The sequence below is a fragment of the Verrucomicrobiia bacterium genome, assembly GCA_035495615.1.
Classification (GTDB): Bacteria; Omnitrophota; Omnitrophia; order Omnitrophales; family Aquincolibacteriaceae; genus DATJFP01.
Genome location: DATJFP010000027.1, coordinates 1 through 14,631, shown reverse-complemented (window position 1 = coordinate 14,631; position 14,631 = coordinate 1). Strand labels below are relative to the sequence as shown.

Below are 14,631 nucleotides of genomic sequence, written 5' to 3'. Positions count from 1 at the left end.
ATGAAACCTCGACCGGCATCGGCGCTTTATTTCGGCGGGACGGGCCTTCTTTTGAGCCTGCTCGTTTTCAAGCCCTTCGGCGGCGCGGCGCTTTTCGGCCCGCGGGCTTCCGAAATCCATTGGGGCCTTGCCGCGACCGCGATTTCCGCCTTGTTGAGCGGCCTTCTCCTCGGAGGCTTGTTCGGCCATGGTTTCTGGGATGCCGCGGTCCTGAGGCCTTCCTATAAAAGGGGCCTCGCGCCCGCGTTCGGAGTCGCGTTCTTTTCCTGCCCTTTGACGGGTTTTTTTGCGGGTCTTGCGGTCGGCGCGCGGCAGGCCTTTTTTTATCACAGCCTTACACCCGGCCGCATCCTCCCTCAGGCCCTGGCCATGGCCCTGCTGGCGTGGACTTTCATCTTCTTCGTCACGCCGCTCGTCCTCATCCTGTCGCTGGTCTGGATGCGGCTGCTCAGGACGCTCGCGGTGAAAAAGGAAACGGGCGGATTCGGCCGATAATGGAAGCATGTCCCTGGCGGAAAAAGTTTTGAATCAACGGATGCTTTGGCAGGAACGGATCGCGGTTCTCAAGAAAATCCTCACGCAGTTTTTTCTGGAGGCGCCTCCCAACGCGTTCAACCTCGCCGTTTTCCGCATCGTCTTCTTTTATGGCCTCTTCCATTATGCGAATTTCAACATGGCCTGGATGGTGAACCTGACCCGCGCGATGATGATCCCGCCGCCGGGTTATGAAAGCTGGTACCGGCACATCCCCGTGAGCATGACGCTCGCGCTCAGCGCGAAGCACCTGATGCTGCTGGGCTGCCTGCTGGGCTGCGTGGGCCTGTGGAGCCGCACAAGCGCGGCGCTTGTTTTTTTCGCCGGACTCTATGCGCTGGGGCTGCCATGTTTTTTCGGGAAGATCAACCATTACCAGCACCTGCTCTGGTTTCCGTCGATCCTCGCGGTATCGCATTCCGGGGACGCTCTTTCGGTGGACGCGCTGCTGCGCACGATCAAACGGGTCCGGCAAAACACCGCTCCGCCGGAAGACCCGCCCGACGCGCTGCCGGCCCTTCGGTGCATCGGCGTCATTCTCGGCCTGATTTATTTCTTCCCGGGATTCTGGAAACTTTGGGACAGCGGCTGGCCGTGGATCTTCAGCGACAATCTGAGCTACCTCATGCGCCGCATGTGGTACCTCTACGATTACGTGCCGGCTTTCCGGATGGATCTTTATCCGCTTCTTTATAAGACCGGGGGATTCCTGGCCGTTTGCTTCGAGCTTTCGGCCGCGTTTCTCGCGATGTTCCCGCCGCTTTATCCTTTGCTGGTCGTGGGAGGCCTCACGTTTCACGCGATGACCAAGGCGTTTTTCGCCATCGATTTCGGATCACTCGCCATTTGCTACGTCGTGTTCGTCAACTGGGCCTGGATCCCGAAATTCATCCGCAAAAAATTTTCTCTGGGCGCCGAACCGCGGCCTGCGCCGCGGCGGGTGACGCCGGCAGTCTGCGCCGTTCTTTTCGTCGGTGCCGTATGGATCGCAGGGGAGCTTTACTGCGGCCCCAGGAAGCTTGCAACCTGGCCGGTCGGGGTTTATCCTCTGTTCGATTACATGTCTTCCGAAGAGGCCGCCGTGGTCACGGTCGGGTTCGAGGACAGGCGGGGGCAGGTGGACTTCCGGAATTTCAAGAGGATTTACCCGCATTTCACCACGCCGAACCGCTGGCTGCTCGAGCTGAAGCTGCTCGGCGAAAATACCAACACGGCGCGGCCCATCGACGTCGCGGTGGACCTTGCTCGGGTGGCGCTGCGGGATTTCCCGCAGCTGGCGGGCTCGGCGGTCTCCGTGAATTTTTACCGGGACCGCATCCGCCTCGATCCGGACTTGAAATTCGACCTTCTGCCGGGCAGGCAGCTCATCGTCAAAATTCCACTGGCCTCGATTCGGGAAGAGGAAAGAAAACTGGCCGCAGCTTCCGAGGCCGCGGCGAGCAATCAGGCAAACGCAACGCATGCAAAATATCAAACGCTTTGAATACATCGACGCGCTGCGCGGGATCGCGATGCTCTGCGTCGTCCTGTCCCACGCCGCGGGCGCGGTCCTCGCTTACACCTCGTTCGGCGCCGCGGAATTCACCATCCTCCGCAACCTCGGCGCGATGGGGTTCCGGCTCTTTTTCGTAATCTCGTCGTTCTGCATTTTTTACACCCTCGAGCGCCACACGCGCGAGGAGCGACGGCCGGTGAGGAATTTTTTTATCCGTCGGTTTTTCCGCATCGCTCCCGTCTTCTGGTTCGGCATCGTCCTTTACACAGGGATTTTCGGCTGGACCGGCCCCCGCTGGGGCCCTGAGCATCCCGAGCTCTGGCATTATCCGCTTTTCGTTTTCTTTCTCTGCCTCCTGCATCCCCAGACGCACACGACCGTCGTGCCCGGAGGCTGGTCGGTCAGCGCGGAAATGCTTTTTTATACGACGCTGCCGTTCCTTTTCAAGTTCATCCGCAATCTGGCCACGGCCGCGTGCTTCTGCGTGTTCTGCGTTTTCATGCTGACATGGGCGACGTGGATGCTGCGCCCTTACGTGGAGCAGGTGGTTTTCGCGGGCCTGCCTCAGGACGCTTTCGCGTTTTATTGGGACCGGTTTCCGCTGATTCTCCTGGGCGGATTTTCTTTCGGCATCCTGCTGTTTTATCTCCAGCGCTCCGAGAAACTGATGAAGCTCGTGACGCGGCCGGAAGTGAGCCTGGCCATGACGATCGTGTCCTCCGTGTGCATCGGCCTCCTCGCGGTTTCGAACCTGTGGTTTCTCATCAGGCCCCATTTCTATTGCCTGTGTTTTACGGTTCTTGCGCTCGCGCTTTCGACGCATCCGTGGCGGTTTTTCGTCAACGGGTTCACGGTTTTTCTGGGACGGATCAGCTACTCGACCTACCTGCTTCATTTCCTGGTGCTCCGCGCGCTGGTCGAGTGGGTGCCGCCGCACGCGCCGGAAATCGTGATGAATCCGCCGTCGGCGTTTTTCGTGCTGCTCGCAGGCGGAACGCTCCTCACCATGCCGCTGGCCTGGCTCAGCTTTATCCTTATCGAGCAGCCCGCGATCCGGCTCGGAAACAGGATCATCGCGCCGGACAAACAGCCCGGTGCCGTGAGAGAGTCATGACCCGTGCGCCCGATCCGGCGGCGCCGGCGTCTCCCCGGCAGGCGGGCATCGAGAGCTTCCGGGTTCTGGCGGCGTTCCTGATCCTTTACAATCACACCAAACAATATCAAGGCACCGCGTTTTCCGCTTTTTCCCCGCAGTACATGCTGCTCGACGTTTTCATGCGTTTCGCCGTTCCCTTTTTTTTTCTGACAGCCGGCTATTTTTTCTATACGGCCTTCGAAAAAGGGGAGCCGCTCCGCGCCTTATTCCTGAGGTACAGCCGGAAGCTGCTGGTCTGGTACGCCTTTTGGACCGTGGTTTACGCGCTCCTGCCCCGTGATTTCGTGGGCGGCTGGATGGAGCGGGGATTTGGGGAAGGGATTGTCCGCGCCTCCGGGTATCATCTGCTTCGTTTCGGGACGAAATTCCGCGAGGAGCCGCTCTACTACCTGTTCGAATCCTCGATGTTTCATTTGTGGTTTCTTCCGGCGCTGGTCATGGCCCTGGGCCTCGTCGCTTTTTTTGTGTCGGCGCGGCTGGAACGCTTTCTGCTGCCGGCCGCGGTCGTGCTGTATGCCGTGGGGCTTCTCGGGTCTTCCTACCAGAACACGCGGTTTGGGATCGATTTTCCGTTCCTCTTCGACGGAAAGGACGGGCCTTTCATGAGCACCTTTTTCGTGGCGCTCGGCTGGATCATTGCCAAATACCGGATTCGTCTTTCTTTTCGCAAAGCCGCGTGTCTTGCGCTCGCGGGCTACGGCCTGGGAGTTTTGGAAAATCTGGCGGCGCGGGGCTTTTCACCGGAAGGGCGCGTGCTGACGCTTTCCTGCCACGCGCTGGTGCTCGGGCCCGCGATGTTCTGGATGGCTTTGGCGCTGCCGGAGATGGGGAGGAACAGCGCGGCGCGGCTGGGGAAGCTGACGCCCGGCATTTATCTGTCTCAGATCGCGGCCAGCGACATGACCTGGCGCCTGCACCGGTATTTCGCGCCGCCCGTGTGGGAGTTCCTGTTTCCAGCTGTCATTTTTGCCGTGGCCGCGGCGATTACCGTCGTTTTCAGCAAAATCCCCGTGTTGAGAAAAGGGGTCGAGTAGGAACCCGCGATCAAGCCGCGGTCAAACGCGCGCGGCGCGCCGCTTTTTTCAGAAACCAGAAAAAAGTTTCCCAGGCGTAGCGGCCCGAAGGATTGAGGCCCAGGGCTTTCAATACGAGAAACAGGCCTTTCACGCCGCCGCAGGCGCGGCCCTCGATGATCAGCTGGTAGGAAAGGGCCTTGGCATAAAGGCCGTCAAAGCGGTGAATGCCGTTTTCTTTCAACCAGCTCCGCATCTCGTCAAGGACGGCCCGTTTGTTGCGGGTGATTTTCAGAATGTCGCCGGTCAGCGAAACATGGCCTTCGTGCGACAACGCGTGAACCCAGGGCTCGGCCAGCATGGCCATTTGGACTCCCAGCGCCGCGGCCTTCATGTAAAGCAGCCGGTCTCCTCCCGAAATCACATTCTCGGGAAAACTCAGCCGGAATTTATCGAAAACCTCCCGCCGGAAAAGGGCGGCCGAATTAGGCGCGATGTTCGGCTGGGTGAACAGGACCTCGAACAGCCGGTCCGGCTCGCGGGGAAATCGTTCGGGAAATTCGGGCCACAATCGAAGAGGACGGCGTTCCAAATCGATGTACTGGATACTGGAAAAAACGATCTGGACCGAGGGGTTCTCTTCCAGGAAAGCGATTTGCGTTTCAAACCGCCCGGGAAGCGAAACGTCGTCGTCGTCGGTGATGCCGATGTAGATGCCCCGCGCTTTCCCCAGGGCGAGGTTGCGCGCCGCATTGCATCCGCGGCAATCCGGAAAACGGAAAGCCTGGAGACGGGGTTCTTTCTTTTGCCAGGCCGCCAGCACCTCGGGAGTAGGGTCGGAGCTGCCGTCATCGACGACGAGAATTTCGAAGTCCTGAAAAGTTTGGCGCTGCAGGGCTTCCAAAGCGGTATTCAAAAGCGCGGCCCGGTTGTGGGTGGCCAGGATGATGGAAAGGCGTGGAGTCATGAACCCATTTAATCAAAGAATTCCCGATCGGGAAAGAGAAATCCCGCTTTTGACCGATACTTAGGAGCATGAATCTGGATTCCGGTTTCTCTCCCGCGCCGAAGCCGCGGCTCAAAAAAACGTCCGTGCTCGCGGGCGGCCTTTTTTTTCTGGCTTTTGGGCTGGTGATTTACGCGCCCGGCTTTCACGCGCCGTTCGAACTCGACGACGCGCGGGAAATCCTGCAAAATGCGCGGCTCCATCACCTGGCGAACATCCCGCTCGTGTGGGAAATTTACAAGCTGAGGTTCCTGACCGCGCTCAGCTTCGCGGCCGATTATCATTTTCATCAGGACTCGGTCGAAGGTTATCACGCCGTCAATTTCGCGGTCCACTTCCTGGCAAGCCTGATGGCCGCCGCGTTTTCATTCCTGGTTTTGAAAACCGCGGAACGTTCCGGAAAAAGCGTTCCGGACACGCGGCTCACGGCCTGCTTCGCCGCCCTCATTTTTCTCGCCCATCCCGTCCAGACCCAGGCCGTGACCTACATCGTGCAGCGCGCGGCAAGCCTGGCCGCGCTTTTTTACCTGGCGGCTTTCAATCTCTACGCGTCCGGCCGCCTCCGCGGCTCCGGCCGCGCCATGGCCTTGTCCTGGCTCACGGCGCTCGCCGCCATGTTCACCAAGCCCATCGCGTTCACGCTGCCGCTGGCTCTTTTGCTTTACGAAATCCTGTTTTTCAAGGACGAGCCGCGGACGAAAACCCTGCGCCGCCTTTTTCCGTTTCTTCTCCTGCTCGCGGTGATTCCTTTTTTGACGCAGTGGGAAAGCCTGGCGCGGGGGACAAACGACTTCGCCGTCGCGCGCGAGCCGCTCAACCTGACGCACAAGACTTACGCGCTGACGCAAATCAACGTGGCGCGGACTTACCTTCGTCTGCTGGTTTTTCCCCGGCCCCAGAACATCGATTACGATTATCCTCTGTCGCACGCCTTTTTCGAAACGCGGACCGTCCTGTCGGCGCTGCTTGCCGGCAGCGTTTTGGCGGCGGGCTTCCTTCTCCGGCGCAAAAAACCGGCCGAGGCGTTCGGGATTTTCTGGATTTTCCTGACCCTGGCCGTGGAGTCCGGTCCGATCGTGCTGGGCGACGTGATCTTCGAGCATCGCCTTTATCTTCCCATGGCAGGATTCGGCCTGCTCGCAGCGAGCGCGGCCTTCGGAATTTTCCGGGACCGCAGGAAAGCCGCGGCCGTGTTGGGCGTGATCGTGCTCGCGCTCGGCGCGCGGACTTACCAGCGCAACCAGGTCTGGGCGGATCCGCTCCGCCTCTGGCTCGACGCGGCCTCCCAATCCCCGCGCAAACCGCGGGTACTCAACAATGCCGGCCTGATCTATTTGCAGCGGCATGAAGACGCGAAGGCCCTTTCTTATTTCGAGAAAGCGGTGGCGCTGGATCCGAAATTTGCGTCCGCCTGGCAGAATCTCGGAGTCCTTTATGAAAACAGCGGGCGCAAGGATCAGGCGGAGCGTTACTATTTGAAAGCGATCGAGGCCGCGCCCGCCTTTGCGGACCCTTACAACTCGCTTTGTTCCATGAAAGGACTGGCGGGAAAGGAAGACGAGGCCCGGGCATACTGCGTCAAAGCGGTTGAACGGGATCCGGACCGCGTTGAAGCGCTCATGAATCTGGCCTTTCTCGAAACTCCATCGAATCCGGCCCAGGCGGCACGGCTCTATGAAAGAGCGGTGCTTCTCGAGCCCCGATTCGTGAAAGCCTACAACGGACTCGGGCTGGCTTATGAGGCCCTGGGCCGTGACGCCGCCGCCCGCGAAGCCTTCCAAAAGGCCCAGGCGCTGGGGTCCCGCGCGCCCCAGACCGCCGAACATCTGGCCGCGCTCGAAGCGAAAATGAAGGCCGAGGAAAAATAACACCGCGGGCCCCGCGGATGATAAAATACGCGCAACTTATGAAGCCCCGGTCCTTATGAACTCCAAATACGGCAAAGCGAACTGGTTCAATATCCTCTTCATCGGCGCCAACACCCTGGTCGCGCTGATCGGAGGACCCTGGTATTACTTCCGGTACGGCCTTTCCGCTTCCGAAATCACCCTCATGGTCTTTTTCATCTACGCGACGGGCTTCGGCATCACCGCGGGGTATCACCGGCTTTATACGCATCAGACCTACAAGGCCCATCCCGTCGTCCACTTCTTCATGCTTTTTTTTGGCGCGGCCGCTTTCCAGCAGTCGGCGCTCGCCTGGACGTCCCAGCACCGCAACCACCATCAGTACGTGGATACCGACGCGGACCCGTACAACATCAAAAAAGGCTTTTTCTGGGCGCACATGGGCTGGTTGATCTTCGGGAAGTTCGATTTTTTCTACGACAACGTCGACGACCTCATCCGCAGCAAGCTCATCATGCACCAGGCGCGTCATTACGTGCTGTGGGGCGTGGTCGCGGGCATCGTGACGCCGGTCGCGATCGGCGCGCTCACGGGGCACGCGCTCGGGGCGTTCATCTTCTCGGTTTGCTTCCGGATCACCTTTGTCTATCATTCGACCTGGTGCATCAATTCCGTGTGCCACATGTTCGGCAAAACGACTTATGACGCGGATTCTTCGTCCCGCGACAACTGGATGGTGGCGGTGGTCGCGCTCGGCGAAGGCTATCATAATTTCCACCACCGTTTTCCGAGCGATTACCGCAACGGTGTGCGCTGGTACCAGCCGGATTTCAGCAAGTGGCTGATTTTCACCCTGGAAAAGCTCGGCCTCGTCTGGAACGTGAAACGGATCGAAGCCTCGCGAATCGAAGAAGCCCGGCGCATTGCCGCGAAAAAAATTCAGGAAAAAAACAAAAGGCCCGGAATGTCTTTCCGGGCGGCGGAAATGAAAGAGGGCGGGGGCAGCGTCCCGGATGAAGAAGGCACCGAAGTTTCCGCCCTGCCCTAGGGCGGAATAAGAAGAGAAGGAAGAACCCATGCATTCCAAGGTTTTAAAATCCGCCGCTGCGGCTGCGTTCGTGCTGCTGGCGGTTTCGCCGGCCTTTGCGGACGATTCCAAAAATTCCATTCTCCAGCAGCTTCTTGGCGGATTCGTGAACTCAAACCAAAACACGTCGAACCAGCAGGGTGGTTATTCCGGAAGCGCACCGTCGAACCAAGGCGCCGTGCAAGACCTGTACCAGAGAAAGGCGCGCCTCGAGAACAGCCTGGCCAACGACGAGATGCTGATCCGCCAGTTTGAGGAGAAGGTCAGCGAAGGCAAGCGCAACGGCGCGGACACCTCCTCGGACGAGGAGCTCCTCGCCAGGCAGCGGGAGGCGTATGCGAATGATAAAAGCGATTACTACGCGCTGCGCGGCCAGTTCGAGCAGGCGCGTTACAGCCAGCGGCAGGCTTATCAAAATAACCCGAATTATTATGATAACGGTTACAACCAACCCCAGCAGACGAATCCATATCAGATCCAGCAGGACCAGCAGTCGGCCCAGGCCGCTTATCAAAACGCGGCGCGCATCGAGAACAGCATCCGCAACGACAAGATGCTGATCCGCCAGTTCCAGGACAAGATCGAGCAGGGAAGACAAAGCGGGGCGGACACGTCTTCCGACGAACAGCTTCTTGCCACCCAGCAGCAGGCGCTGCAGAACGACATGAACGATTACGCGAACGCCCAGGCGCAGTGGAACGCGCAGCGCAACAATGTCCGGCAGGATTACGGGCGTCCGCCGGTGCTCGGTTCTTCCGGCTTCGGCCGCAATTCCTGGGGCTCCCACCGCCGGTCCGGCTGGCGCGATGACGAAGACGAACGCGATTCCTGGGACCGGAATCATTGGTGAACCGACGGGAGGCCGTCTTGCCGCCGAAAGCCGTTCTCGCCGCGATTTTGGGACTGCTCCTTCTGGGCGGCTGCGCCTCCGCGAAGCCCTCTTCCGTTTCCTATCAGTGTCCGCCTTCCTGCCAGTCCCCGCAATGCTTTTGCGCCTCCGATAACCCGCCCGCGGGCCTGAAACCGTCTGAACTCCCGCAGCTTGTCATGGTCAGTTTTGACGATGCGGTGACGCCGGAAGTCTTCGATCTCGTCCGTCCGGCGCTCGAACGCCGCAATCCGAACGGCTGCCCTTTGCCCGCCACATTTTTTGTGACGACCGACGAGACGGACTATTGGCTTGTCCAGCGGCTCCATGCGCAGGGGAACGAGATCGCGGTGCATACCATGACGCACCGGACCAGCGAAAAGACAGGGGGAAAGAAATGGCGTTCCGAAATCCTGGGCGCGCGGGACGCGCTTTCGGCCTTGTCCCTGATTCCGAAGGATGAGATCGCGGGTTTCCGGGCGCCGTACCTGCGGCACAACAAAGAAAGCTTCCGGATCGTTTACGAAGCGGGATTTGTTTATGATTCTTCCATCACGGAAATCGTGGGGGCGCTTTCCCGCAGTCCCGGCGCCATGATCTGGCCTTACACACTGGATTACGGGCCCGCGCAGCGCTGCTTTGTCGGCGTCTGTCCCGATGCCGGCCTTAAAGGACTTTTCGAGATCCCCATGCACGCGTTAAGGCGCGGCAGTGAACAGATTGCCATGGATCCGGCCGGCACAAAAGACGAGATCGCGGGCACGCTCAAGCAAAATTTCATGGACCATTACGAAGGCAATCGCGCGCCTTTCGGCGTGTATCTTCACGGGGCGTGGCTGAAAGATCCCGGACACGCGGCCGCGCTGGAGGAATTCCTGGAGGATGCGTTGTCGCGGGAAAATGTCTGGTTCGCCACCATGGCGCAGGTCGTGGCGTTCATGCGCGGGCCCGTGCCGGCGGCGGAAGCCGGAAAGTTTTTCTCGTGTCCGGCGCCTGAGCCGGAACCCGAAACCTGCGACGGCAGGGACAATGACGGCAACGGCGAAACGGACGAAGGCCTCGTCCATGAGTGCCGCTATCCTGAAGGACGCTTCCGGACCTGCGCGCCATGCCCGGAGGCATGGCCGAAGCCGGTTTAATCGAGGCGGAGATCCCGGGCAAGCCGCGCGGCGACGGCGTCGTCCGCTTTGGCGCTGGGATGAAGGTCTTCAGGCGAGAGCACGTAAGACAGATCCCCGGTATTGAACAAATCAGAATAGTCCAGGATCTGGATTCCCGCGGACGTCAGCTCCCGGGCCAGCGGTTTTCCGAACAGCGACCCCGGATAAATCACCACGAAAAAATTCCCTCCCGGAAATTGCTCCTTATAAAGCCTCGCCGATTCTTCGATCACACGCGCGGTCAGATGATAATGGCGGCGGGTGAAACGCGGCGGAAAATCGATTTTCAGGAATTTGAGCAGCGCCGATTTCGACAGCGTCGTGTAGATGCGGTTCAGCACGGGGCGGCTGTGTTGGAAATCCCCTTTGAGCACGAGCTCGTCCCGCGGCCCGAGCTCGTAATGCAGCCGGTTTTTTCCCCACGACGTGGAAAGGCGCATGCTTCCCACCACGCGCTGAAGATGAGCGTCGATGAAAATGTAGGCAAGGTCCCCGTTTTTTTCCGCGACTTCGCCGGGTAAGGTCTTCGATTGGAGCTTGCGGAGCATGTCCGTGGGGCTGTGGCCGTGGAACGCGTAATTATACGGCATGAAGCCGCGCGCGCGCGCCGCGGTCCTCGCCGGAATCGTCTGGTCGTCCTGCAGCCCTTCGCCGTAAGTGAACGAGCAGCCGAAAAAAATGAGGTGCCGGCCGCGGCCTTCGGTTTTGTCCACCGGCGTGATCCTGCGGCTCAGGTCGTCCACGGAATAGGTCACGTCATAGATCGAGTTTCCCGTCACGGCGCTGCGGGAGACGGTGTGATAGCGGCCCGAAGGCTTGGGCTTGGTGATGCCAAAGCCGTCGGTGAAAAAATAATCGTCCGCATAATGAACGTCGGGAAGGAGAGGTTCTTTCCAGAAATGCCGCGTGCCGGTTTCCGCGAGGAAGAGGAGGAGGACGCACAGGAATACGCCGAAGGCGGCGGCAGCGATGTCGGATCTTTTGACGGCCCGGCTTCTCATGCCCCGGCGGCGGAATTTTCCACGGTCTCTTCGCTCGGATCGCCTGCCGGCACGGGCAAGGTTTCAGGCTGGCGCAGCGTGGAAAGAATGCCGCCCAGGTCCAGGAAGCGGGTCACTGCGTAGACGAAACACAGCGTCGTGCCGAAAGAAAAGAGCGCATGAAACCAGCGGCGGTGGAAGACGTCGAGGACAAAGGCCGCCGCGCAATACGCCAGGATGAGGAGTTCATAAACAACGTATTTCAAAGGCGCGTTCGTCCTGCCCACGGTTTTCGGGGTCCGCTTGAAAGGGATCTTGCGGCCGGTCGTCCCTTGGACAATCGATTTGATCACGCCGCTGAGATTGACCGGAATGAGGAAGAGGTTCATGACGTAGACGCGGAACAGGTCCTTGGTTCCGTAGCCTGCCATTTTGAGGTCGCGCCAGTAAAAATAATAGTAGGGCACCGCTGTCAGCGGCAGCCAGAAGCAGCGCATGTTGTTTTCGAAAGGAAAAAGCAGCAGCACGAGGATGCCGACGTTCACGCCGCTGATGGAGCTCAGGTAATGGAACCGCATGAACATCTCTTTCATTTTGCCGAAGGCCTTGAAGCCGCTGGTGAAGAAATAGCGGAGAAGCTTGGGGAGAATGATCAGGCCGCCGTTTGCCCAGCGCTGGCGCTGGATGAGAAGCGCCCCGAAATCGGGCGGCGTGGCGCTGAAAGAAAGCCTTTCGGGAAAGTTGTAGAGCTGCCAGCCGCGCTCGATCATGTCCACGCTGGACTCCGTGTCTTCGATGACCGTGCGGTCCTGGATGTACTTGGTGATGACGTGCCCGCGTTCTTTTTCGGTGACCGCGATGTCGTTCAGCGCCTTTTTGCGGAGCAGCGCGTTCGCGCCGACCCAGAACGTGGCGCGGTGGCGGGTGAAGCCCTGATGGATCAGGTATTGCATGTCGGTGGTGGCGCCCGCAGTGCGCTCGAGAATGCCCGGCGCGTCCGGCACGGCGCTGTAAGGCGTCTGGACGACCGCGAATTTTTCATTTCCCGGCTGTTCCATGAAATAAATGAGCCGCAGCGCGTAATCGGAATCGAGCAGGCTGTCCGCGTCGAGCGTGATGAGGTAATCCGAATCCGGGAAGTGCCGGGCGGCGGAAGAGGAAGACGCCGCCAGATAAACTTTTTCTTCCGTCATTTCTTCTTCGTAAGATTTTCCCATCAGGCTGATGTAGCTGTTGAGGTTCATGGCCTTGTTGGATTCATGCGAAAGATTTTCGTAGGCTTTTCTTTCGAACGTCGACACTTCCACCCTGAAAAGCGTGGCCAGGCGCCGGAACTCCCGGCAAAGTTCTTTTTCCGAAAAAAGCTTATGGGAATCCCTCAGGCCGGCATCCAATTCCTGGATGCGTTTCTCGAATTCCTGCACCCGCTTGCCGTACGTCATCTCGATGAAAAGGCGGTCCGTATGGTCGCTCACGGCGAAACTTGCCGCGCGCTCACGGAACCACCGCAGCACTTCATAATAATGCTGCATGAGGGTCACGTGTTCATCCGCCGCGTCCCAGACCGGCTTCTTGAGTCTCTCGGTGAACCGTGACTCGGCTTCTTCAAACCGGCGGGCGAGAGGCGCAAAGAGGGCTTGGATCTCCTGAGGGATGCGGCGGGCCGCGTCCAATTTTTCCCGGTCTTCGGCGGCCTTGGGAAAAGGCGGATCGTCGACGAGAAGCACGACGCGCCGCTTGGGATACGATTGCAGGGCCGCCGACAGGACCGTCTGCTTGACCACCCGCGCTTCTTCCTTATAAGAAGGGATCAGCACGGTCAGCGACGGCGTCGTCTGCAGGCCGTCCTGGTAAAAGCGGTCGAGCTTGTAAGGCGACGCGGGCTGATGTTTGAGAAGGCGCCGGAAATAGCCGATGCGGGTCATCTGGTAAAGCAGGTTCCCGTAAACCAGAATGGAAATGATGAAGAGGAAGAAGTATTCTTCGAAGACGATGCCGCTGCGGCCGGCCTTCGCGGCATCGCGGAGGATGTGCCCGATATCGCGGTACACAAAGCCCGTGGCAAGCAGCGTGACTAGAATCCCCACACGCGTCCAGAACATCTCGCGTTTGAGATTCACGCTAAGATTTTTATAAATGTCTTTTCCTGTAGATAAAAAAGTAGAATTTGAGCTCATATTTTTATGTTTAAGGGGGAGAGTGGACGGCCTGTCCGTGAATTAAGATCAAATATTACCCTTTTCCTGGGTTTTCTCAAATGAATCTTCACTAATTTTCGAATTCCAATTAGAATCGGGCATGTCTTTTATTTCTTGAGAGAAAATATTTTAAACTGCTAGTTTTTCGAAGGAATGCCGCATGAACCGCGACACGGAAGCCAAAACCCCTCGTCCTTCCTGGCATGCCGGCATCGAGAGTTTCCGCGTCCTCGCGGCCTTCGCCATCATTTTGATCCACGCCAAATACTTCGTCAACCAGCCGCCTTTCACCTACCATTCGTACGCGTACCTTTTCATGGACTGCTTCAACCGGTTCAGCGTTCCCTTTTATTTTTTGACCGCCGGTTATTTTTTTTATGGCTCCTGCGAAAAAGGAAATTCGCCGGGCCGCGTCTTCCGCCGCACGGCTGGGAAGCTGCTCCTGCTGTACGCAGCCTGGACCGTGATTTACGCGGCCGTGCCGAGAGATATCGTCGGCGGCATCCAGCAGCAGGGAATCGTGCAGGGGCTTCTCAGCGGGGGCTCGGACCAAATCCACAGGAGCTGGTGGCGTTTTCGCAGCCATCCGCTTTATTACCTGTTCGAGTCCACGAGCATTCACCTCTGGTTTCTTCCGGCGCTCCTCTGCGGCCTGGGCCTGCTCACGCTTTTTGTGAAGGCCAGGGCGGAACGGTATCTGCTGCCCGCAGCCATCCTTCTTTACCTGTTCGGCATGGCGGCTTCGTCTTACAAGTCGACGGCGCTCGGCATCCACCTGCCGTTTCTCTTCGACGGCAAGGACGGGCCTTTCACGAGCACGCTGCACGTGGCCGTGGGCTGGATGTTCGCGAAACACAACGTGCGCGTTTCGTTGAACAAGGCGCTGCTTCTCGTTCTCGCGGGCTATGGTTTATGCTTGATGGAAAATCTGGCGGTGCGGCCTTTCCTGTCCGAGCCTCTTCCGCTGAATGTCGCGGCCAGCCACGTCCTGCTCGGCGCCGCGATGTTTTTGACGGCGCTTGCCCTGCCTGAAGCGGGAAAGGCTCACGCGGCACGCCTGGGGCCTTACACGCTGGGAATTTATCTGGCGCAGTTTCTGGCCGGGAACCTGATCTGGCGCCTTTACGTTTATTTTCCGCCGGCGGCGTGGGAGATTTTTTTTCCGGTCCTGATTTTCTGCGTGTCGGCGGCCGCCGTCATGGCCTTGAGCAAAACCAGGGCCGCATGGCTCGTTTCGAGGGTGCGGAAAAATGCCTGAGCTTTTCGCGGCCCTTCTTGCCGTCATCG

General features: G+C 59.0%; 12 protein-coding genes. 9 read left to right on the top strand and 3 right to left on the bottom strand.

The features are described 5' to 3' along the window. Genes VL688_03490 through VL688_03475 form a run of 4 tightly spaced genes read left to right on the top strand, consistent with a single transcriptional unit; the run spans position 1 to position 4,219 of the window. A complete protein-coding gene (locus tag VL688_03490) occupies positions 1–495 on the top strand; it encodes a hypothetical protein (protein HTL47108.1) in 495 nt (164 codons plus the stop codon). A gap of 28 nt (positions 496–523) precedes the next feature. Then, positions 524–2,017: a hypothetical protein gene (locus VL688_03485; GenBank protein ID HTL47107.1), complete on the top strand. Its 1,494-nt coding sequence runs from the start codon at positions 524–526 to the stop codon at positions 2,015–2,017. Next, positions 1,995–3,143, top strand: a complete 1,149-nt coding sequence (locus tag VL688_03480) for an acyltransferase (protein HTL47106.1) — start codon at positions 1,995–1,997, stop codon at positions 3,141–3,143. Before VL688_03485 ends, VL688_03480 begins: the two co-directional genes overlap by 23 nt. After that, positions 3,140–4,219: an acyltransferase gene (locus VL688_03475; GenBank protein HTL47105.1), complete on the top strand. Its 1,080-nt coding sequence runs from the start codon at positions 3,140–3,142 to the stop codon at positions 4,217–4,219. Before VL688_03480 ends, VL688_03475 begins: the two co-directional genes overlap by 4 nt. Before the next feature lie 10 nt (positions 4,220–4,229). Here the strand turns inward: VL688_03475 and VL688_03470 are convergent, their stop codons facing one another. Then, positions 4,230–5,165, bottom strand: a complete 936-nt coding sequence (locus VL688_03470) for a glycosyltransferase family 2 protein (protein HTL47104.1) — start codon at positions 5,163–5,165, stop codon at positions 4,230–4,232. Between the two features lie 68 nt (positions 5,166–5,233). Here VL688_03470 and VL688_03465 point away from each other — a divergent pair, with 68 nt between their 5' ends. From VL688_03465 to VL688_03450, 4 genes are read left to right on the top strand one after another with little or no spacing between them, the layout of a single operon-like run. Continuing rightward, positions 5,234–7,072 (top strand): tetratricopeptide repeat protein, encoded by a 1,839-nt coding sequence (locus VL688_03465; protein HTL47103.1) that lies wholly within the window; start codon positions 5,234–5,236, stop codon positions 7,070–7,072. Between the two features lie 55 nt (positions 7,073–7,127). Continuing rightward, a complete protein-coding gene (locus VL688_03460) occupies positions 7,128–8,099 on the top strand; it encodes an acyl-CoA desaturase (GenBank protein ID HTL47102.1) in 972 nt (323 codons plus the stop codon). 28 nt (positions 8,100–8,127) lie between these two features. Continuing rightward, on the top strand, positions 8,128–8,988 hold the full coding sequence (locus VL688_03455) for a hypothetical protein (protein HTL47101.1): 861 nt from the start codon (positions 8,128–8,130) through the stop codon (positions 8,986–8,988). A 17-nt stretch (positions 8,989–9,005) separates the two neighbouring features. Further along, positions 9,006–10,145, top strand: coding sequence for a polysaccharide deacetylase family protein (locus tag VL688_03450; GenBank protein HTL47100.1), 1,140 nt, complete (start codon positions 9,006–9,008; stop codon positions 10,143–10,145). Here the strand turns inward: VL688_03450 and VL688_03445 are convergent. Beyond that, a complete protein-coding gene (locus VL688_03445; protein ID HTL47099.1) occupies positions 10,142–11,167 on the bottom strand; it encodes a hypothetical protein in 1,026 nt (341 codons plus the stop codon). The genes VL688_03450 and VL688_03445 overlap by 4 nt on opposite strands. Next, positions 11,164–13,266 carry a glycosyltransferase family 2 protein gene (locus VL688_03440; GenBank protein ID HTL47098.1) on the bottom strand — a complete coding sequence of 701 codons (2,103 nt, stop codon included), beginning with the start codon at positions 13,264–13,266 and terminating at the stop codon, positions 11,164–11,166. Before VL688_03440 ends, VL688_03445 begins: the two co-directional genes overlap by 4 nt. A gap of 238 nt (positions 13,267–13,504) precedes the next feature. Here VL688_03440 and VL688_03435 point away from each other — a divergent pair, with 238 nt between their 5' ends. After that, a complete protein-coding gene (locus VL688_03435) occupies positions 13,505–14,602 on the top strand; it encodes an acyltransferase (GenBank protein HTL47097.1) in 1,098 nt (365 codons plus the stop codon). Positions 14,603–14,631 lie beyond the last annotated feature (29 nt).

Coding starts and splice junctions, on each gene's coding strand:
- VL688_03460 (HTL47102.1), top strand. CDS start 7,128: ATGAACTCCAAATACGGCAAAGCGAACTGGTTCAATATCCTCTTCATC.
- VL688_03435 (HTL47097.1), top strand. CDS start 13,505: ATGAACCGCGACACGGAAGCCAAAACCCCTCGTCCTTCCTGGCATGCC.
- VL688_03490 (HTL47108.1), top strand. CDS start 1: ATGAAACCTCGACCGGCATCGGCGCTTTATTTCGGCGGGACGGGCCTT.
- VL688_03445 (HTL47099.1), bottom strand. CDS start 11,167: ATGAGAAGCCGGGCCGTCAAAAGATCCGACATCGCTGCCGCCGCCTTC.
- VL688_03470 (HTL47104.1), bottom strand. CDS start 5,165: ATGACTCCACGCCTTTCCATCATCCTGGCCACCCACAACCGGGCCGCG.
- VL688_03480 (HTL47106.1), top strand. CDS start 1,995: ATGCAAAATATCAAACGCTTTGAATACATCGACGCGCTGCGCGGGATC.
- VL688_03455 (HTL47101.1), top strand. CDS start 8,128: ATGCATTCCAAGGTTTTAAAATCCGCCGCTGCGGCTGCGTTCGTGCTG.
- VL688_03475 (HTL47105.1), top strand. CDS start 3,140: ATGACCCGTGCGCCCGATCCGGCGGCGCCGGCGTCTCCCCGGCAGGCG.
- VL688_03465 (HTL47103.1), top strand. CDS start 5,234: ATGAATCTGGATTCCGGTTTCTCTCCCGCGCCGAAGCCGCGGCTCAAA.